This is a genomic window from Campylobacter concisus, from assembly GCF_902460675.1.
In the GTDB taxonomy this organism is placed as follows: domain Bacteria; phylum Campylobacterota; class Campylobacteria; order Campylobacterales; family Campylobacteraceae; genus Campylobacter_A; species Campylobacter_A concisus_AJ.
In genome coordinates, this window is sequence record NZ_CABPUQ010000001.1 from 107,314 (window position 1) to 127,606 (window position 20,293).

Sequence of the window (20,293 nt, forward strand, 5' to 3'; positions counted from 1 at the left end):
TCTAAAATCATAAAAATTTAACAATTATATCTTTGCAATGCTTAAATGCAAGGCAAATGATAAATAGATTATTAATAATCAAGTATCTTCTCTCCATCTCGTCAAATTTAACGCTAGCAAGATCACTAAAGGCTAAATTTTTGGCTTTTATCACAGCCTCTTTTGCGGTGTAAATTTCATAAAATTTTTGCATTTTATCTTTGGCGTTTGCGTAAATTTCGCTCTCTTTTTTGCTAAAGCAAAATTTGATCACACCGTCAAAATTTCGCTCCTTTAGCTCCTCCACATCAACGCCAACTTTTTCTTTTGAGATAGCCAAAACAGCAATATTTTCTTTGTGAGAGAGGCAAATTTTGCCTCGTTTTTTTGCTTTAAATTTTAAATATCTAGAGAGTTTGAATGAGTTTGAATTTACTAAATTTGGATATTTTTTTAGCTTTCTACGCTCTTTTCTAGAGAGCATTTTGGGGCTAAATTTCTCAGCCTCAAAGCCGACAAAAAGATAAATTTCACCCTTTTTTATAGGCATTTTCAACTCTTTTTTTATACTCTTTTGCACTTTCAAGCGCCTTACTAAACTCGCCACTAACCGCCCTTAAAGCGTCATCTTGAAGCTCACTCTCATCTTTAAACGATCTAATCCTTGGCGTAAAAGCGACCTCATCATCTCTAAAATCAGCCTCTTTTAGATCAAAATTTAAATTACTTATTTTTCTATTTAAGATATGCAAGGCGCATTTTCTTGGTCCAAAGATGAAATTTCGCTCATTTAAGGGCTTCAAGCTCCTTACCAAAATGCCGCCATAAAGCGCTGGCTCGCTCTTAAAAGAGATGTCAAAACCAAAATTGTGAAAGTAAATTTCGCCCGCTTCGCATGATCTTTTGTAGGTGTTTGCATCAAAGCAGGTGTAAATTTCAAGCTCACTAAATTTATACTCCGCGCCGCTTACAACGAGGATCTTGCTTTGCATCAGTTCACGCAAAAAGCCCTGAAATTTCGCGTCAAGATGCGCCTTAAAGCCCGCTATTTTAAGAAGCTCCTCTCTTTGGCTCTTGTCTAAACTTTTAAAACCATCTCGCCTAAGTGCTTGAAATTTTTCTTTATCAAAAGAACTTTGCTTTAAAAACTCACTAAGCATCGCCACTAGATCAAATTTAGCAAAATGGCTTTTAAGTAGCTCGCCTGATAGCATTTTTGCTCCTAATTTTTTGGCATATTTTAAGAAATTTAGCTTTTATATGCAAATGTCGAGTATAAAATGCACAAAATAATCCTTTGTTCTACAAAGAAAAATGTCAAATTTTAAAATTTCATGAACGAGTAATTTCGGCTCTAAAATTTGAGCTAAGCTGTAAGCGAAGCCAAATTTTAGTAGTCAATTCTTAGGGGTGAATGGAATTTTAAAATTTGCAAAATGGATTTTTAAAATTTAAAGCTTTATTTCTTTGTTAAGGGGGAAGAGGCTTGAATTACGCTCTGCTTGCAGTTGCGAGCTTGCGAAGCAAAAGAGCTCCCTTCCCCCTTAACAATCCCCTAACCCCGACGACGTTAGAGGGGCATGCTTTAGTGCTTCGCACCGCATGCGGTTTATCATCTGGCAAGTGTCAGGCAAATTTTAAAATTAGAGCTGGCATATCATGGCTCTAAATTTAGTAGTCTGCTAAGGCGAGTGAGTAAGATTTTAAAATTTGTAAAATTGCTTTATTAAATCAAGTAAGGTGTTAAGTAAATTTTAAACGAGTAATTTTGGCTCTAAAATTTGAGCTAAGCTGCAAGCGAAGGCAAATTTTACCAGCTGCCGCTAGCTCCGCCTCCGCCAAAACCACCGCCGCTGCCACTAAAGCCGCCTCCTCTGCCACTTGAGCGACCGCCACCATTTGAGCCTGAACTACCTCGTCTAAAGCCCATTGGCAAAGAGCCGCCTTGGCTATTTCTCTTAAAAACGTCTTTTAAAATAAAGAAAAATACCGCAAATATAAAGGCAAAAGCGCCAAAGATGATAAGGTAGTTTTGCACGCCAAATCCCTGCTCAAGCGCGGTTGATACAAGTCCAGCAAAACACGTGCTAAAGCCAGTTCGCATAAAAAATTTACCAAAAATCGCAGAGGCAAAACAAGAGAGCATGCCAGCAAAAAAGGCAAATACGCCAAAAGGCAAGTCGCTAAGGCTATTTTTGCTACTAAATTCCTCGCCGCTAGCTGCTTTTATGATCGCTAAAACGCCATCTTTCACGCCTTCGCTCATCTTGCCATTTTTAAACTCAGGTATCATCACACTATTTATGATCTGGCTTGCCACGGCGTCAGTTAGCACCCCTTCAAGTCCGTATCCAACCTCGATGCGGACCTTTTTCTCATTTGGAGCGACCACCAAAAGCACGCCGTTGTTATCTTCTTTTTGACCTAGTTTGTAGCCTCTAGCGATCTCAAGAGACAGCTCTTCAATGCTCCTGCTTTCAAGCGAATTTAAAGTCACTATGGCGATTTGCGTGGTGCTGTTTTGCTCGAAATTTTGTACTAAATTTAAAAGCTCATCTCTTTCGTTTTGTGAAAAGATATGAGCCTCATCGTTGATCTGCTCATTGAAATTTAGAGCAAAACAAAAGCAAAATGCAAAGAGCAAAAGAGCAAGAGCTTTTTTCATCACTTCTCAAACGAAACTTTTGGATTTTTCATATCTTCGCTGCTAACTTCGATGCCTTGCTTTGGCTTCATCTCTGGATGAAAGATGCTGGCTATAAATTTACCAGGAAAGCTTCTAAGAGCTACGTTATACTCTTTTACAGCCTCGATGTAGTCGCGTCTTGCTACGCTTATGCGGTTTTCTGTCCCTTCAAGCTGGCTTTGGAGTGAGAGGAAATTTTGATTTGCTTTTAGCTCTGGATAGCTCTCGCTTACTGCCATTAGCCTGCCAAGTGCGGAGCCTAGCTGACCTTGAGCTGCCATAAATTCTTTAACCTTCGTCTCGTCGCTAAGGCTGCTTGCGTCGATGCTTACTTGCATGCTCTTGCTTCTTGCGTTTGCCACGTCTTCAAAGACCTTTTGCTCGTGAGCTGCGTAGCCTTTTACGGTCTCAACTAAATTTGGCACGAGATCGGCTCTTCTTTTGTATTGATTTAGCACCTGAGACCACTTCTCGTTGGTGTTTTCATCAAGCACGACAAATGAATTTGCGTATTTGAAAGCGCCAAAAACAAGTGCGGCGATGACCACAACTATGGCTATTAAATTTTTCATATTTTCTCCTTTAAAAGGGGTGATATTAGTAAAATAAGGCTTAAAAAATGATGTAAATTTGAAGTTAGGTAAGTGAAGTGAGTGCTTAAAGGGCACTCACTTTTTGGGGATTATAGGTCAGTTTGGATCTTATCTTCAATGATGATATGTACTGTCTGACCATTTACAGTATCGTTGCTTGTATAGCCTTTTGAGCCAAAGTCAGCATTTACTGTTGAATCTTCATGCCACTTACCTTTTATATCTACCTTGCTAGTGCTATCGCCTCTTATCTTAAGGATAGTGTTGATGTTATCAGTCATAGCAAAGATATCTTTTGCGTCAAATTTGATCTCAGAGTTGCCTTTTAGCTCGATCCTCTCGATGCTCTCAACTTTTGTGTTAAGGTCAGTAACGCCGCTAAGATCTACGTAAGAAGTATCTCTAAAGACGATCGTATCAGATGTGCCCTCTCCACCTTTCATCACTTTGCTTGGATCATAATCCATCCTAAAGTCTTCAAGCTCTATGCGAAGCGTATCGCTATGAGTTTTATTTACAAGACCGCCTGGAGTTTGAAGCGTAGCATCTACTTTTAGATCATAAGCTGATCTTGCGTTGATGTCTAGTAGCTGCTCAAATACACCCTTGCTCATATCATCTGCTGTTAGCACATGATTTACTGTCTTTGTTTGAGCGTGATTGTCTGGATCAGTGTATTTGATCTCAACTGTATCGCCCGCTCTTGCATCATCGCTAACATAAATTTTAACTGGCGTTGTATCTTGAGTTTTGTTATTATCACCAAAGTTTTCATTGCCATATAGATGTCCATCTCTATTGCCGTCTTCGCTAAACTGCATACCTCTTATAGCGTCCATCTCGACTTTTGCATGATCTTCTGCGCTTACAGTAGTTGTTCCATCAGATAGAGTGACTTTTGCTTTTGTCTCTTGTCCTACCGCGATAGCTGCATCAAGCTCAAGTGGTTTGCCATTTTCAAGAGTGAATTTGCTGTGATCAGCTTGATTTTCTAGTACGATATTGCCAAGTGGATCTTTGCTAAAGACTTTAAAATCTTTCGTCACAGGTATTGTGCTACCAGCATTTGTGATCTCAACTTTTATACTATCGCCAGCTATTACGCTACCAGGGAGAGATACACTTACTTTTGAAGTATCGCTACTTGTCTCATCTCTTGTGATAGTGCCATTGTCGTTCGCGTCAGCTGCTATGCTTACACTTAGACCTTTGCTGCTTAGCTGCGCTAGTTTTGCCTCTGCGTCAGCATGTGCTGTTTGATCATCTTGAGTAGTTATAGTCGCATCTACCTTTGTTTTCTCACCTGGCTTCATAGGGACATTATCTACTTTGATAGTGTTGTTTTCTGTGATATTTTGTTCTGCTCCACTATTTATATCTGTAGCAGTGATTTTACCATCTGCTGTCTTAGTTATTTTAAATTCTCTACTTCCTGTGACACCAGTATTTGGATCAACATACTCAACCTTTACGTGATCGCCTGTTACAACATTGTAAGGCACTTTTACACTTACTGTTGTAGTTTTTAAGTTGTGATCTGATATAGCCTCATCTCTGCTTAGTTCGTTATTTCTATTGGCATTATCTTCGTTGAAAATTACGCTTAGCTCGCTATTGTTTATAGGCTCTAGTATCGCCTCTGCTGATTTAGGTGTGACATTAGGTATATCTACTTCAACCTTAGCAGGATTTGTAACACTTACAGCGATATGAGGTATCTTTAGTAGGTTGCCTGGTACTAAAGGCACATTGTTTCCAGCTGCATCTTCTATTGTTAGCACGTGGCTATTGTTGCTAGTTACTTTATATGTAGTTGGCACGCCATTTACTTTTACAGTAAATGTATCACCTGCATGTAGGTTACCACTTGGTAGAGATACAGTTGCAGATGTCTCTTTAACCTTACCATCTGAGTTTGCCTCATCTCTGCTTAGTTTGCCATTTCTATCTTTGTCCTCATCGATAAGTACATAGAAATTTGTACCACCATTACCATCAGCATCAAGTAAGATATCGCTACCAGCTTCTACCTTATCAACACCTGTTGCATCGCTAACTGTTGCACTTACCTTGCTTGTTTTATCTTCTTGTAACGGCACTGTATACTCAACAGCTTTATTGCCAACCACATTTAGATCATCTACTGTGATGTTGCCATGAGCGTCTTTGTGGATAGTGTGACTTGTAGTAGTTGGTGTGCCATTTTCTATGCTTGTAGTTATCTTTAACACGTCACCATCTACAACGTTGCTTGGTAACTTAATAGTAGCTGTAGTTGTATTTACTACATTGCCGTTGCTGTCTTTTGTAGCTTCATCTTTATTTAAAATTCCGTTAAAGTCTGCATCCTTATTAAATATAACAGTCATATCATCGTGAAGATTTTCAAGGGTAGCATGATTTGTCACTATGGTTTTTGCAAAACCTTTAGCATCTGTAAATGTTGCTTGAGCCTCTGTATTTTTACCTTCACCTATTACTATGCCTGGTACTGTGATTTTATTATCACTATCAGCTGTTATAGTATCAGTGCCATCTGTTAGAGTAATGCTATTGCCATTTCTTGTGATAGTAAATTCTTTTTGTAAAGTTGTGTTGCCATCAGCTTTAACCTCAAGTATCATCTTGTCACCAGTTATCACGTTATTTGGCACTTTTATTTTTAGATCAGTCTTATGAAGATCACTATCTTTCATGCTCTCATCTCTTGTGATAGATGTATTAGCATCAATATCTTCACCAAAGAAAATTCCAGAGTCATCAAGTTCTGTTACGCTTACACTATTTGTTCCAGTAGCACTTTGAACATCATCTTTATCGATGATAGTAGCTGAAATTTTAGTCTCAGCTCCTGTTAATGTTTCAACATGAGAAATTTTAAAGCCGTTGTCACTTACTGCTACATCATTGCCATGCTCATCTGTTATCTTAACGCCTGAAGCATCTTTATGAACATTAAATTTAAGCGTTCTATCTTTAGTTGTACCATCAAGTTGTGGCTCAGTGATCTTAACTTCGATCCTATCGCCATCTACTGCATTTTTAGGGATCTTGATAGTTGCAGTTGTATTAAATTCATCACCATCAGCAGCTGAAGCTTTTCTGCTCATAGTTTTTGAGTTATGCGCCTCATCAAAGATAACCTCAGGTGCTTTTACATGCTCTAAGCTAGCTGAAACTTCTGGCTCATTTATAGATGTATGTCTGCCTGGTGTCATATTTGTGATACTAGCTTTGATAGTAGTATCTTGTCCATTTCTTAGATCAAAGCCTGGTACTTCAAATGAGTATTGATTAAAGCTCTCTTTTATCAATGGGAAATTTTGTCCGCCATTGCCAACCTCTGTTATACTTGTTACCTCACCTTTATCATTCATATTTATAGTGAAATTTCTTGTATAAACGCCATTTGTAGGCTCATTTATAGTAAGTGTAACTATATCACCATTGTCTATTTTGTTTGGAAGTCTTATAAGAGCTGTTGTTTCATTTACTTCATGCTCATCCATGCTCTCTTGTCTTGAAATTTCATGAAGAGTATCTTGCTCTATAAATTTTATCTCCATGTTTCTGCCGATAGGTATTACATTATCTTTGTTAGACTCTGCACTCTTTGGTGTGCCATCTGCAGCTACGACATGAGCACTTGCATAGTTCCATACGTCAGGGAAGACTGGTAAAGATGTATTTACCTTATGGTTATCAACATCTGCTTGTGTAAGAGGCACTTCTGTTGTTGTATTTTGTTTAGTTAGTGGATCAGTGTAAGTTATGACAACTTTATCGCCTGCTACAACATCTTTTGGAAGTGTTACTTCAACAGTCGTGCTTCTAAAGTTACCATCTTTGCTATTTTCGAAGTCATCTATACCGCCATCGTTATCGCGGTCTTCAGTAAATGTTAAAGTTGGTCTTACATCTGGAGTAACATCATCAGTTGCTACATCGCTCTTCCAAGTGTTAGAGTTTGTACTATCAGTAACATAAGCATCTACTTTTGAAACTTTACCCTCAGCAACTGGCATATTATCTATCTTATAGCCATTATTGATTATATTTTGATCGATAGCAACTTCTCTATTTTCAGTAGTGCCATCTGGTTTTGTTAGTGTGATGTGAAGTTTATCTCCAGGGATAACATCACTTACTTTTATAAGTACTGGCGACTCATTTTGTTTGCTGTCATTGTTGTTTTCTGTATAAGTTAAAAATCTATCGTTATTTCTATCTTCTGTAAATTCAACGCTTACGCCTGATTTTGTAGGAGTTACGTGATCTTCACTACTACCACCAGTGTTACCTTGGAAATTTGTAACACTTGCTTCCACTTTTGAGTTTTTACCTGGTTCTACAGGTGCGTCTATAGGATAGCCATTAGTTATGATAGCTGGATTGATGGTTATGTTTGTTGTAGTTTCATTGCCATTTGGATAAGTTACAGTGACTTTTAGTATATCACCAGCTCTTACTGTGCCGTCATTTGGTACTGTGATAAGAACTTTAGATGTATTTATATTTGTATCATTTCCATGCTCTACTCTGCTTAAAGTGTGGTTGCCATTTATATCATTTATAAATTTAACAGTAGGTGCACCAGGGATTATATTAGTGTTTGCACCACTAGTACCATCATCATCGTTGCCATCATTATAGCCGCCTATTGGGCTATCGTATGAAGCAAAAGCTCTATTTGTATCAGTTAAATTTCTATAATTTTCATTGATGTTTGAGTAGTGACCACCCTCAGCAAATCTAGCTTCGCCAAGGCTAACGCCATCTCCACCACCAGCAGCAGCATTACCACCAGCAGCAGTCTCTTCAAGTTTTGTTAGATCGCCACCATTTAAAATAGCATTTTGTAAAGCGCTTATATCAGCTAAGCCCTCAGCGCCTATCGTATTTGGATTTAAAGAAAGTGTATCGCTACCTAGTACAGTTAGCTCTTTGCCGTTATTTGCAACGATAGTTACTTTGTCGGCTGCATCGCTAGTTTTGACACTCTCGCCCATATAAACGATGTCACCAACTTTTAGCTCTCTCTCGTTTCCGTTTTGATCAACTGCGACCGCCTTGCCACTTAGCGATTTTACTACACCCGCTTCTTTAGCCATAAAACTCTCCTTATATAATTTTTTCGGCGATTATATAATAAGAGTGAGGCTGGGGATATTAAGTAAAATTTGGGTAAATTTAAGTTTATTTTTAGTTATTTAATACTCTTTTATCACACTTTAATATTTTTAAAATTCCCCCTAAAAAAGGCAATTTGCATAACTTTTGTGTAAAAAATTTTAAAAAAAATTTTTATATGGTACATGTACCTTTCGTTTCATAAAAGCGTTATTCTGAATGCCTTAAGAAAGAGTATCTTTTAAGCTAACACGAAAATATTATGCGATTTTTAGCTACTTTTGCCAAAAAATTTTCTTGCCAAAGCCTAGAGTATTGCTCGTAAATTTAACCTTTTCAAGGCTTATAGACCAAATTTTTGGATCCATCGCTTTTGCATAAAAAAATCTTTTAAAGTAAATTTCTCGCTCGCTTACGCTAGCCTCTCTCATCGCCCCTTGAAACTGCACACCCTCTATCTTGCCAACGATCTTCGTATCAAGAGCGATGGTGCCAGCAACGAGCTTTGAGTTTTTTAAAAATTTGATATGTGAGCTCTCATCAGAGCTAGCTAGCAAAAGGCAAAAATTTAGCTCATCAAAGGCGTAAAATGCGCTAAAAGCGTAAGGCTGCCCCTCATCATCAATAGCGCAGACACTTGCAAGGTGCATCTTTTTTAGAAATTTAACTATCCTCTCATCCATCTAAATTCCCCTAAAAATGTCAAGAATGGTTTGAAATTTAAAGATGACTATGGCGATTATAAGCACCCAAAGCGTAAAAATAATGAGCTCTATTAAAGTAAATTTATCTTTTGCAACCCTTTTAAAAATGAGCATCGTTAAAAACGCCCCAAAAAAGCCACCAATTAGCGAAAAATAGTGGATCGCATTTACCTTTACAAAGCTTGGCAAAAGCCCTTTAAAAAATAGTGAAAACATTAAAATGGCAAGTAAATTTGCAAGTATCAAGTAGTAGCCAACGACTGGTAAAACTGGGAAAAGCCTAGCAAAAACGAAGCTTAAAACAGTGATAAGCATCAGCAAAAAAACCCTAGTCCCAAAACAACACATCGCCCATCCTTTTTTGACGCATTTTACAAAATTTTGCTTTATGAAATTAAAATTTTGCCGATTTAGCCTCAAAAGGATTTAAAAATGCAAACAAATTTTTACTCTCAAGGAAGCTACAACAACATGAGCTTTTCGATGAAAACTAGCTCAGGCGACGAGATAAGCTTTTCTATGTATGACAACAAAAATTTAGAGTTTTCAAGTCAAAAAAATGGCACTTCAAGCCAAAGAAGCTTAACTCTAACGCACGAATACGGCTATGAGTTTTTATATAAAGGCAACGGCATAGACGAGCAGGATATGAAAGAGATCGAAGAGGCGATGAAGCAAATTCGCCCACAAGTTGATGAGTTTATGAAAAATGTCAAAGAGGGCGACAAGATCGCAGGTAGCAGCCAAAGCATAAGTGAGCTTTCAAACAAGATCAAGCAGATGCTACCTGACGCAAAAGATCTGGATCACAAAAATTTCATAAATGATAATATGCTAAAGATGTTTGACGAACTTTTAGCTAAAAATGACGCTAATAAAAATCTACTAAGTGCGACAAAAAGGTTATTTGATACTTTGCTTGATGAGAGCAAAAAAGTATCTTACTACGCTTAAATTTAGAGCTTTTGGCTCTAAATTTTAACTAGCGCCTCTCTTTGATAAAAGAGGTGCGACAAGACTATCACAAAATAAAGCTGAAAAAATAATCCCACAAGCGGTACAAGCGAGATGAGATAAAATAAAAGTGTAAAAACTATAAATTTAACCCCACCGCCTTCAAGCAACGCTAGCTCAAATTTATCGCTATCAAGTGTGTTTGAGCCAACATCTATGAGTAAAAGTTTGTAGTAGATGTAAAAAAACGGCACGTTGATGATGAAAAAATTTAAAAACGGCACAAACAAAAGTGGCAGGCAAACGAGCAAGATCCCAAGAAATTTCATGATCTCAACCATCATCACCTTTAGCACTCTAGCCGTGCTAGCCTCGCTTTTAAGCACGTAGTTGTAGTGCCTTTTGTTTATCTCTTTAGCCACAACTGGCGTTAAAAAGCCAGCTACGATTAGGGCGATCACGATGCTAATGATGATCGTTAAAAAGGTGCTTAGAACGTAAAAAAGTATGCTAACTATCCACTTTGTAGCGCTAAAGCTTAAAATTTTAATAGCTATAAAAGATAGCGTTGAGTTTGTCTCCAAAAAGGCGAAATTCTCGTTTTTAGCGCCATCGCTTAAAAGGTCAAATATCTCGCCGCCTCCCCAAATCGTAAGCCACGCAAGGCTTGCTATGCTAAGAAAAAGCGGCAATATAGATAGCGTTATAAATTTGGCTGTAAAAAAGTCTTTAAAGCCAAGGCGAAGAAGATTTATCATTTTACCTTTTTGTACTCACGCTCAAGTGCGGCGTAAATTTCGTCTATCTTACTAACGCCATTTGATAAAATTTCGCTCATCACTTCGTTATCTTCGCGTCCATTCCAAATTTTCTTATAACTTCCCTCTTTGTAGCCGTTATTTTGGCGGAAGCGATTTAGCACGTTTTTAGCGATGTAGCACTCATAAAGCGAGTATAAATTTACGCCACATTTTAAAGACATTGAGAAATAAATTTTAAAGATATCAAAGATGTCATAGTCAAAGCCGCTACACTCATGTATAAGCATCTCAACATCGTTCATGATCTCGTAAATGCTCTCGTCTTCGACACTTAGTGGCTCTTTGCAAAAGTCGCTAAAACCGCTTGCTTGGCAAATATCCTCAGCCAAAGTTTCAACATCGCCAAGCTGTTTTGCCTTATAAATTTGTAGTGCTAGGCTCATTATAAAGTGCCAGATATCGACAACCTCGATGCGTAAATTTTGTTCATCAGTCTTGGCATCTATGCTCTTCCAGTGCTTCCACGCAAAGCTGTCGATAAGCTCGGCGCACTCCATATATATGCAGCGCCTCCAGCTTATGAGTTTATTTTTATTTGTATAGCCATTTTCCCAACCAAGCCCGTTTGTCTCGTCATTTAGGCTTTGTTGCATCTTTAACATCTCTAAAACAATAGTTCTTTCATCCATTTTTAAACCTTTTAAATTTTAAATGATTATAACAAAAAACAATTAATGCTTAAGCGACAAGCTTGACCCAAATCATCTTAATGCAAGCTTACAAGATGTAAAATCACCCAAAATTTCAAAGGAGAAAAAATGAGAGAGAAAGATCTAGTAGTTTGCAACGTTTGCGGACTAAAAAGCAGCGATGATAAAAATGCAGTTTTCATCCACGCTCACAAAAACGGCGAAGAGGTCGATATCTGCACAAGCTGTATCCCAAGCGTGATACATGGCTCAGGCATGGTCGTAAAATCAAACGAAGAGATAAAGGCTGAAATTTAAATATCAGCCACCATGTGAGAATTCTGCCTTAAAGAATTCTCAAACTCCTCCGCACTCATCGGACGAGATAAGAAATATCCTTGCATTTCATTACAATTAAGCTCTTTTAAAAGCTCTTTTATCTCGTGGCTTTCCACGCCTTTTGCTGTCACTTTTAGCTTCATTGATTTTGCTATATTTATGATAGCAGCGACTACTTGCATATCTTTTTTGTTGATCACTGACTGAGCAACAAAGTCATTTGCTATCTTTATGCGGTCGATCTTATACTTTCTGATATAGACAAATGACGTATATCCAGATCCAAAGTCATCTATACAAACATCTATGCTATTTTTCTCCAAAAGTGAGAAAATTTTATCAAGCGTCTCTTGGTCGTTTTTCCATATATCTTCGCTAAATTCAAGCTCAAACTGCTTTGGATTTAGGTGGTGCGAGTTTAAAGTTAGCATAAATTCATTTACAAATTTTTCAGATGTGCTTTGAATTTGCGCTACGTTTATGCTTATTTTTGGTACTTTTAGCTTTTTGTTTTGCCATCTTACGGCTTGTTCTACTGTTTTTGAGACAGAAAGCGTACAGATGTCGTTCAAGATGTCGCTATTTAAGCTAGCTATATCCATAAACTCGCCAGCTTCTTTTTGTCCATACTCTTTTGACTGCCATCTAAGTAGCGCTTCTACGCAGATGATCTTTAAATTTTTAATGTCATAAATCGGCTGAAAATATACCTCAAAATCCTCTTGTAAATTTGCTTTTTTAAGAGCTATCTCTATGTTTGAGCTTTGTTGTATTTCGCTATCTATCTCATTATTATAAACCATTGGGTTTTTGGCTGGATTTTGCTTAGCGTAGTACATCGCCATATCGGCTTTTTTGATGATATTTCTAGGATCACTGATGTTATCTCTTGTGACAACGTGGATACCAACGACACTCTTGATCGCAAAGTGATACTTATCTATTTGCAAAGGTTTTTCTATCGTATCTCTTAGCTCCATACCAAGCTTCATGCGTTTAGTGTGGCTATTTTCTTCCATTTTTGAAAGCACGATGAACTCATCAGCGCCGATCCTTGCGGTAACCTCTTGTCTGTTGCACGCTTCACGTATGCGCTTTGCTATCGCTTTTAAAATTTTATCGCCAACCTCATGTCCATAAGATGTATTTATATTTTTAAAGCGACTTATATTTATATAATAAACTGCGATCTCTTGCTTCTCGCCCAAAACACTACACATACCTTTTAGCTCATTTAGCAAAGAGTCTCTATTACCAAGAGAGGTTAGATAGTCTTTTTCAGATACGCCCTCTAAGCTTAAATTTATCATCTCAAGTTCGTTTGTCTTTAGGTGTTTCTCTTTGTTTTTAGCATCATGTAAATTTTGCTCTGCGTTATATATCTCTTCGCTTTGATCAAGCACTTTCATAAAATAGCTAATAACCGCTCCAGCTACAACAACAAAAATTATAAGCAGATCAACATAAGATGATAGGTCAGTTTTTATTAGTATTAGTGCAGCTGAGATAATAGGCACAAGCTTAGATGTTGTTTTTATGCCAACATCTGCTGCGCTTATACGCTTGTTATCACCCCTTAAGTAAAAAGCCCCGAGCATTAAGAGAAAAAATGGCACAAGGTAGATAGAGTGCAGAGTGAAATCATGCCCTTTGTTTATAAGCTCATTATAAAAAACATATAAATTTAATAGCGTAAAAATCGCACTTGCGATTATCAAGAAAAAGCCGCTATGTCTAATATAAAGATGGTTGCTATTAAAAATTTCACTAAGAGCGATGAATAAAATAGATAAATTTACAAAAATAGCAATGCTAGCAGCAAGCTCACTAGGGCTTTTAGGATGGATCAATATATTAAAATCACCCATATCTCCAACAATACAATAAGCAAGCGTGAAAACTAGCAAAAGCACATTAAAGCTATCGGCTAGAACTATGATCTTTTTATCGCTGGCTATAAATTTGACCACAAAAAATATACCAACAGCGGCTAGGAGTAAAAACATAGGGAGTAGATCGAAAAAATGAAGATAAGAAATTTGCTCTTTGCTTCTTAAAAGAAAGTCTTCATTGACACTTCTAATGGCATCAATAATAGTCCAAAGAAAGACTCCAAAGCATGCAGCAAGCCAGTGCATAGCTTTAAGCTTTGATCTATTCATAGAGATGTAGATACCAAAAACTACAAAAACAAAGCCCAAAAATATCAACAAATTTTCAAAAATTTTATAGTTTAAAATGCCGGCAAACTGAGAAAATATAAAAAGAGCTATAACGGCATAGAAAATTTGTTTTTGTCTTAGGATAAGTGACGAATTTGACGTAAAAAAAATGTTTCTCTCCATTGTTTATTCTATTTCAAACCTTATTTTTAGTTATAATTTTGCAAATTTTTCTTTAAGGTTAATCATGAAATGTAATATCGTCTTATCTGGAGAAAATTTAATAGACTACCAAGCATTTAATCTATTTTTCTCAAAAAAGGCTAGAAAACAGTATTTTATAAATGTTTTTATGATTTTTACGGAGGCCATTATAGCTGGATTTATCGCTGATATGCTTTTAAAAACCAAAATTTTTACCATTATTGGCACCATTTTTGCTATTTTTTGGATCATTTTTTATCCAATTTTTTTAAAAAATAGACGAAGAGCGGCGCTAAAAAGCTTAGAAATTTCAGACTTTAAAAAAGAGATGATCTTTGAAGTAAATGAGAAAAATTTGGCATTTTATGAAAATGAGCCAAAAGAAAATGAAATTTTTGACATAAAAGATGTAAGTGAAATTTACGAGCTTAAAAATATCTTTGTCATCTTTATAAATGAAAAAATCCATCTTGTCTTGCCAAAGAATAAAGAAACCTCAGAGCTAGTAAAAACACTTATAAAAGAGAGCAAAAAAGAGCTACTGCTTTTTGAAAATTTAGACTACAAAAGCGTTATTGGCTAAGCTTGTAAATTTACAAGCTTAGATGTGATCAAGCGTGCTTCTTATGAGCTCTTCAAAGTCTTTAGCGTTCATCGGCTTACCCCAGAAATAACCTTGTATCTCATCGCAGCCTAGCTCTCTTAAAATTTCAAGCTGAGTTTCATCTTCAACACCCTCAGCGATCGTCTTTAGCTCGATATTTTTAGCTAGAGTTATAACGCTTTTTACAACGTCTCTATCGATCTCATTTATAGCGATGTTATCAACTAGCTCTTTTGCGATCTTTAGCCTATCTAGTGGATACTTTTTGATGTAGTTCATCGATGAAAAGCCAGTGCCAAAGTCATCGATAGAGATGCTCATGCCCTTATCTGAAAATTTCTTTAAGACTGTTTGCATGATCTCTTCGGCATTGACGAGACTTGCCTCTGTAAGCTCGATATCAACGCACTTTGGATCCATGCCAAATTCTTCAACATAGCCAAAGATGTCCGATGCAAAATTTACATTATCAACCTGTTTTGGCGAGATGTTGATGCCTACTTTTAGGCTGATACCATACTTTTTGTTCCAGTAGCTCATCTGCCTTATGGCCTCTTTTGCCACCCATATTCCTATTGTATTTATAATTGAGCTTTGCTCGGCTACTGGGATAAATTTAGCCGGACTTACAAAGCCTTTTACCGGAGAGTTCCATCTTATAAGAGCTTCAGCACCTATTATCTTTTTACCATTTAGCAGATACTGCGGCTGGAAATTTAGGCTAAATTCCTCATCAAAATTCATAGAATTTAGCAAAATTTCTATGTAGTTTTTCTCCTGAATGATCTCTTTTATATCATCGTAAAAGACATATTTTGTATTAACATCTCTTTTTGCTGCATCAAGTGCCGCTCCAGCTTGCATGATGAGATCATCAGCTAAAATTTCACTTGTTTGCGTTGAGCTAACGCCAACCTTTGCTCCAAGAGCTATCTTATAATCGCCAACTGAGATTTGCTCGGCTATGATGTTTAGCAGATAGTATAAAAATTCTCTATAATGCCCCTCATTTTTTTGCTTTAAAACTATCATAAAGTCATCGCCGCCAAACCTTGAGACGATAGCGCCCTCTGGCAAGATCGCTTTTATATTTTTAGAAAATTTCAAAAGCACCTCATCGCCCACGTAGTGGCCGTATGAGTCATTTATAGCCTTAAAGTGGTTGATGTCGATGCAATAAATATCTATCTTTTCGCCAAGCGCTTTGGTCTTTATCATCTCTGATAGTTTGCTTAAAAATGACTGTCTATTTAAAAGCCCAGTGAGTGAGTCAAATTCGCTAAGCTGCCTTAAGCGCTCATTTTTCTCTTCAAGCTCTTTTAAGCTATCTTGGATCTCTTCGTCAAGTTGAGCGATGATATGCCTTTCAGATCTAGCTAAATCCCTCATAGCAACTGTGCTTGAGATACTATAAATTAGCGCTGCATAGGCTAGCAAAACCATAAGCAGAAAAACTATCCAAACAGAGTAAATTTTATCTGTATTAGCAGCTCCTAAAAAGAGTAAAGATACGATAAGCAGGGTGATAAATTTATATATAAGCACCCTTATATAGTCTTTTCTGTAACTTCTTATCTTGATATTTGCCTCGTTTTCCTTTAGGTGCAAGCAAGCTACAAATATAATAAAAAATGCAACTTTAAAGAAAAACTCATAATGAACATTTGTACCACCGTACGCCAAAAAGGCCTTTGATGAGTAGTATGAGTCGCAAATGCAAATGATAAGCAAGGCTAACAGATATAAAAGTATGCTAACTCTTTTATAGCTAAAAGCTGGTTTTTTTGATACAAAATTTAGTGAAAATGCGACAACAAAGACAAAGCAAAAGATAAAAATATCCATTATGATATATGAAAGGCTAGTCACAAATTCTTGATTAAGCGCTACTACTAAACTTTTATCAAAAACTACAAACCAAAAAAAACTAACCGTTATAAGCATCAAAGCAAGCGCATCTACCGCGACTTGTTGCCATATCACTCTTTTTAAAATCCTTGTAAAAAAGGCGACAAAAGAGACGATAAACATAAAAAATGGGATCAAATATAAAATTTGCATAAGCTCCGTACGAGAGATATTTCCGTGCATAAGAAGCGATCTATCATAAAGCAATAAAAGGATATCTGCTAACGCCCAGCTCGCTATAGCTAAAAATATATAGGTCCAGTATGAGTTTAAATTTCTACTACTTTTTAATAAAAAGAACAAAAATATGGCGATCACTACATCGGTACCGACTGATAAAGCCGTCAGATAAAACTGATCTCCCAGATAAATAGCAAAAAAATAAGCAATAATCAGGGCAAATATAAATAAAAAAGAGCCGTTGTGAAAATTTGTTATCCTATCAAGCACGGCTCTTCTCCGCTTCCTGGGCTAGCTTTTGCCACCTTTGCCACTCGCCGCTATCATCGACGTCGTTGCCGATAGCCTCGTACCTAGCGTAAAAATGCTCAACAAATTTCTTGCACTCTTCGTCTTTTGGCAGATAGCTTAGCTCATCTTTTTGGCAAAATTTCTCCAAAAACACACTCGCATCATCTTTTTTAGCGTATGTTTGAGCTAGATCGAAGTAATTTTGCAAGCAAATTTCTTTAAATTTAGCGTAAGCTTGCTCGCTCATATCCACGCTTAGTTTGCCGTCAAATTTAAGCACTCCAGCCCTAAAAAGCAAGCTAAGATGCATGAGCCCCTCGCAGTAATAAGCCCTCACCTCATCGACCTTTCGCCACGCTATAAGCCCAACCGCACGGGCTATCAGCTCATGAAAGACGGCCATTTTATACTCCGTCTCTTCGTGCAAGAAGAAATTTACTAGCCCGCCAGTCGTCGCCTTATACTCTTCTATAAATTTAAAGACGCCACTTTTATTCATGCTCATCTCAGTATCAAGTCCGATAAATAAAATGTGCCCAAACTCATGGCCGATCGTTGAAATTTCATATACTTTTTTCCAAATTTTTGGCTTTAAAAATAAAATTTCCCTACCAAAATCCAAAAATTCCTTGCTAAAAATTTCAGCCCCAAGCTTCATAAAAGGCTTTGCCTTTGCGCCCTCATAGACGTGATTTACAAAGGCAAAAATTTTCTTGCCACATTTTGCGCTCACACTCTCGTCATTTGGCACGACCTGGGCGCTAAAAAGCCCATTTAGCTCCGCTGCGTAATAGATCATCGGTACGCTTATATAAAGCTGCGTTCTAGCGATATTTTCGCTAACTGTCTTGTTTGTCTCGGCGTTATCAAATTTGATCTTTTCACAAACGCTTTCGTAAGTTTTTGTCACTTTTTCTTTAAATTTAAGCTCGTCAATGCCCTCGCTATCAACCAGCCTGATGTCCCACTCAAGTGCGACTGCGTGCGTGTAGGCATCCTCGTAGTACTCCAGCGGATGGCCTGGCTGAAGCGCTCCTTTTACCTCCATCCACGCTATCTCAGCCTCTTGCCAAGCGTTTATCACTTTAGCATTGTCCTCTTCACAAAAGGCATTTTGTAGCTTTTCAAGGTATTTTACGTAGGATTTTTGCTCGTCATTTTGAGCTAAATTTCTTAAAATTTCAAGGTTTTTTACAAATACTTTTTTAAGCTCTCTAACCTCATCTTTAAAGGCAAGCGCGTAAGGCAAAAAGTTAAATTTCTCGCCCTCTTTGCAAACTGCGCCATACGTTCTATCAGCTCTTACGCCATTACTATCACACTGAAACAAGCCGTTTTTAGTGATGAACTCATTTGCCTCGCCTAAATCTTTAAATTTAGCTTCAAACTCTTTATTTGTAGTGTCTATTATCTTTTCTTGCCATGAAATTTGCCACGCATTTAGACTAAGCCCAAGCTCGTGCATAGCCTCCACAAAAGCTTGATAAAACTGGTCTAAAATTTTCTCATCACGTGCTTTTTTTATAAGCCGGGCGTGCAGATTTTCATATAAATTTCTAACGTAGCCGTAGGTCAAATTTAGCACACGCTTTTGCTCGTCCTCACCTAAATTTAGCTTTTTTAGCTCATTTTGAAGTGGATCAACTTTAAGATCAACTATCCTTCTAGCAAGGGCTAGTTTTTGGCTCGGCGTGCCATCAAGGACACAAATATTCAGAGCATCAGTTATGATCTTGTCATCTAAATTTTTATAAATAGCATTTAGTTTGGATTTTTGCTCTTTTGTAAGTTCGTTTAGTCTTTTAAAATCATTCATCTTTTCATCCCTTAAAGTTGCAGGATTTTAGCATAAAGCCTTAAAATTTGCTACAATTTACCAAAAATTTAAAATCTAAAAGGCAAAAAATGGATATTTTAAAGGATTTTGGCGAGCCACGCATCAAGCAAGTGATGCTACCAAAAGATACAAACTCAGCTGGCAATATCTTTGGCGGCTGGATAATGAGTCAGATCGACCTTGCAGGTGCGCAGGCTGCTAGAGAAATTTCGCCTGAGCGAGTTGTGACGATTTCTATGAAAGAGATCATCTTTAAACAACCAGTCTTTGTTGGCGACGTGCTAAGCTGCTATGCAAAGATCATCGCAGTTGGCAAAACATCGATAACAACGCAGATAGAAGTGACTGCACTTAGGCTAAATGACGGCGGTTTTAGAGAGACTATACACGTCACAAGCGCCACCGCGACCTATGTTAGTGTGACAAAAGACGGGCACAAAAAACCGATAGATGAGAAGCTAAAAGAGCTTCATGGCTTTTAAAATTTGGTTGCAATTTATGCAGCCAAAACCCCCGAATTTATCACTATTTTTAAAAAAATTTGAAAAAAAGTAACATCAAAAAAGAGAAATTTCAACTTATTTAAATGCTTTATAAAGTAAAATCTGCCCTTACACTTTTTTGGGAGAAAGATGAAAAAATCACGCTTAGGGCTTTTACAAACGCATATTTTAGATATCTTAACACAAGATGAGCTGGAGAAATTTGAGTTTAAAGAGCTGCCAAAAACAAGCACGATCTACACCGAAGATATCGAGATAATTATCCTAAAAAACGGCTCAGCAAAGCTCTCATTTTTTGAAGATGGCGAGGAATTTATCCTTTATCATTTAGAAAAAAACAACATCGCCATACTTGATGACAACTGTGCATTTGAAGTGCTTGAAGATGCCCAAATTTACGTCATTAGACTAGATAATATCGGCGAAATTTTGCATAATCAAAAAGCTGCAAGCGAGATCCTAACAACCACACTAAACACCATCATCGTGCAGCGCCAGATCACAAAGTCGATACTTTTTGAGGACGCAAAGGGCAGAATTGCAAATTTCTTAATCGAGCTTGCAAATGAGCAAGATCTAAAACAAAATGGCTACCGATATGTATTTTTGCCATTTTCTCTAAAGGTGCTCTCAAGCTTTGTCGGTCTCAAGCGCCAAAGCGCCTCAACAGCCTTTAATGAGCTTATCAAAGACGACATCATCAGAAAGATCACACCGCACGAATTTCTCATCATCGACCACGAAAAACTTGAAAGTTATACCAATTAAT

The 20,293-nt window shown here is 37.3% G+C and carries 17 protein-coding genes; 5 read left to right on the top strand and 12 right to left on the bottom strand.

What is annotated here, in order from left to right:
* Positions 1-7: 7 nt before the first annotated feature.
* The 7 genes from F3G88_RS00560 to F3G88_RS00590 form a co-directional block, all read right to left on the bottom strand.
* Positions 8-529 (bottom strand): 4'-phosphopantetheinyl transferase family protein, encoded by a 522-nt coding sequence (locus F3G88_RS00560; protein WP_148787736.1) that lies wholly within the window; start codon positions 527-529, stop codon positions 8-10.
* Positions 510-1,193 carry an ABC transporter substrate-binding protein gene (locus F3G88_RS00565; RefSeq protein WP_148787735.1) on the bottom strand — a complete coding sequence of 228 codons (684 nt, stop codon included), beginning with the start codon at positions 1,191-1,193 and terminating at the stop codon, positions 510-512. Before F3G88_RS00565 ends, F3G88_RS00560 begins: the two co-directional genes overlap by 20 nt.
* Positions 1,194-1,789: 596 nt before the next feature.
* On the bottom strand, positions 1,790-2,644 hold the full coding sequence (locus tag F3G88_RS00570) for a TPM domain-containing protein (protein WP_103571849.1): 855 nt from the start codon (positions 2,642-2,644) through the stop codon (positions 1,790-1,792).
* Positions 2,644-3,237, bottom strand: coding sequence for a LemA family protein (locus F3G88_RS00575; protein ID WP_149715107.1), 594 nt, complete (start codon positions 3,235-3,237; stop codon positions 2,644-2,646). The genes F3G88_RS00570 and F3G88_RS00575 overlap by 1 nt, the downstream gene beginning before the upstream one ends.
* Before the next feature lie 110 nt (positions 3,238-3,347).
* The gene (locus tag F3G88_RS00580; RefSeq protein ID WP_149715108.1) at positions 3,348-8,369 is read right to left on the bottom strand and encodes a retention module-containing protein; all 5,022 of its coding nucleotides are present in this window, start codon (positions 8,367-8,369) and stop codon (positions 3,348-3,350) included.
* Positions 8,370-8,663: 294 nt separating this feature from the next.
* A complete protein-coding gene (locus F3G88_RS00585) occupies positions 8,664-9,071 on the bottom strand; it encodes a hypothetical protein (protein WP_149715109.1) in 408 nt (135 codons plus the stop codon).
* Complete coding sequence (locus tag F3G88_RS00590) at positions 9,072-9,440, bottom strand: L-arabinose ABC transporter (protein WP_223228699.1); 369 nt, start codon at positions 9,438-9,440, stop codon at positions 9,072-9,074. It abuts the gene before it with no gap.
* Between the two features lie 84 nt (positions 9,441-9,524).
* On the opposite strand from F3G88_RS00590, the gene F3G88_RS00595 reads away from it, so the two are divergent.
* Entirely contained in the window at positions 9,525-10,046 is a 522-nt protein-coding gene (locus F3G88_RS00595) for an ATP/GTP-binding protein (RefSeq protein WP_087582932.1), read from the top strand.
* A gap of 17 nt (positions 10,047-10,063) precedes the next feature.
* Here F3G88_RS00595 and F3G88_RS00600 read toward each other — a convergent pair whose 3' ends face one another.
* Both F3G88_RS00600 and dut read right to left on the bottom strand, forming a co-directional pair.
* Positions 10,064-10,804 carry an EI24 domain-containing protein gene (locus tag F3G88_RS00600; protein ID WP_149715110.1) on the bottom strand — a complete coding sequence of 247 codons (741 nt, stop codon included), beginning with the start codon at positions 10,802-10,804 and terminating at the stop codon, positions 10,064-10,066.
* Positions 10,801-11,496: a dUTPase gene (dut, locus tag F3G88_RS00605; RefSeq protein WP_021087434.1), complete on the bottom strand. Its 696-nt coding sequence runs from the start codon at positions 11,494-11,496 to the stop codon at positions 10,801-10,803. The genes F3G88_RS00600 and dut overlap by 4 nt, the downstream gene beginning before the upstream one ends.
* 129 nt (positions 11,497-11,625) lie before the next feature.
* Here dut and F3G88_RS00610 point away from each other — a divergent pair, with 129 nt between their 5' ends.
* Positions 11,626-11,814: a hypothetical protein gene (locus F3G88_RS00610; protein ID WP_002940779.1), complete on the top strand. Its 189-nt coding sequence runs from the start codon at positions 11,626-11,628 to the stop codon at positions 11,812-11,814.
* Here the strand turns inward: F3G88_RS00610 and F3G88_RS00615 are convergent.
* Complete coding sequence (locus F3G88_RS00615) at positions 11,811-14,180, bottom strand: putative bifunctional diguanylate cyclase/phosphodiesterase (RefSeq protein ID WP_103574724.1); 2,370 nt, start codon at positions 14,178-14,180, stop codon at positions 11,811-11,813. The genes F3G88_RS00610 and F3G88_RS00615 overlap by 4 nt on opposite strands.
* Positions 14,181-14,244: 64 nt before the next feature.
* Between F3G88_RS00615 and F3G88_RS00620 the strand changes: the two genes are divergently transcribed.
* Positions 14,245-14,784, top strand: coding sequence for a hypothetical protein (locus F3G88_RS00620; protein ID WP_103574723.1), 540 nt, complete (start codon positions 14,245-14,247; stop codon positions 14,782-14,784).
* An 18-nt stretch (positions 14,785-14,802) separates the two neighbouring features.
* Here F3G88_RS00620 and F3G88_RS00625 read toward each other — a convergent pair whose 3' ends face one another.
* Both F3G88_RS00625 and ciaB read right to left on the bottom strand, forming a co-directional pair.
* Positions 14,803-17,163 (bottom strand): putative bifunctional diguanylate cyclase/phosphodiesterase, encoded by a 2,361-nt coding sequence (locus F3G88_RS00625; protein WP_149715111.1) that lies wholly within the window; start codon positions 17,161-17,163, stop codon positions 14,803-14,805.
* Positions 17,156-19,000 carry an invasion protein CiaB gene (gene ciaB, locus F3G88_RS00630; RefSeq protein ID WP_149715112.1) on the bottom strand — a complete coding sequence of 615 codons (1,845 nt, stop codon included), beginning with the start codon at positions 18,998-19,000 and terminating at the stop codon, positions 17,156-17,158. The genes F3G88_RS00625 and ciaB overlap by 8 nt, the downstream gene beginning before the upstream one ends.
* Positions 19,001-19,089: 89 nt before the next feature.
* On the opposite strand from ciaB, the gene F3G88_RS00635 reads away from it, so the two are divergent.
* Positions 19,090-19,503: an acyl-CoA thioesterase gene (locus F3G88_RS00635; RefSeq protein ID WP_103570655.1), complete on the top strand. Its 414-nt coding sequence runs from the start codon at positions 19,090-19,092 to the stop codon at positions 19,501-19,503.
* 150 nt (positions 19,504-19,653) lie between these two features.
* A complete protein-coding gene (locus tag F3G88_RS00640; protein WP_103557879.1) occupies positions 19,654-20,292 on the top strand; it encodes a Crp/Fnr family transcriptional regulator in 639 nt (212 codons plus the stop codon).
* The last annotated feature ends 1 nt before the right edge of the window (position 20,293 follow it).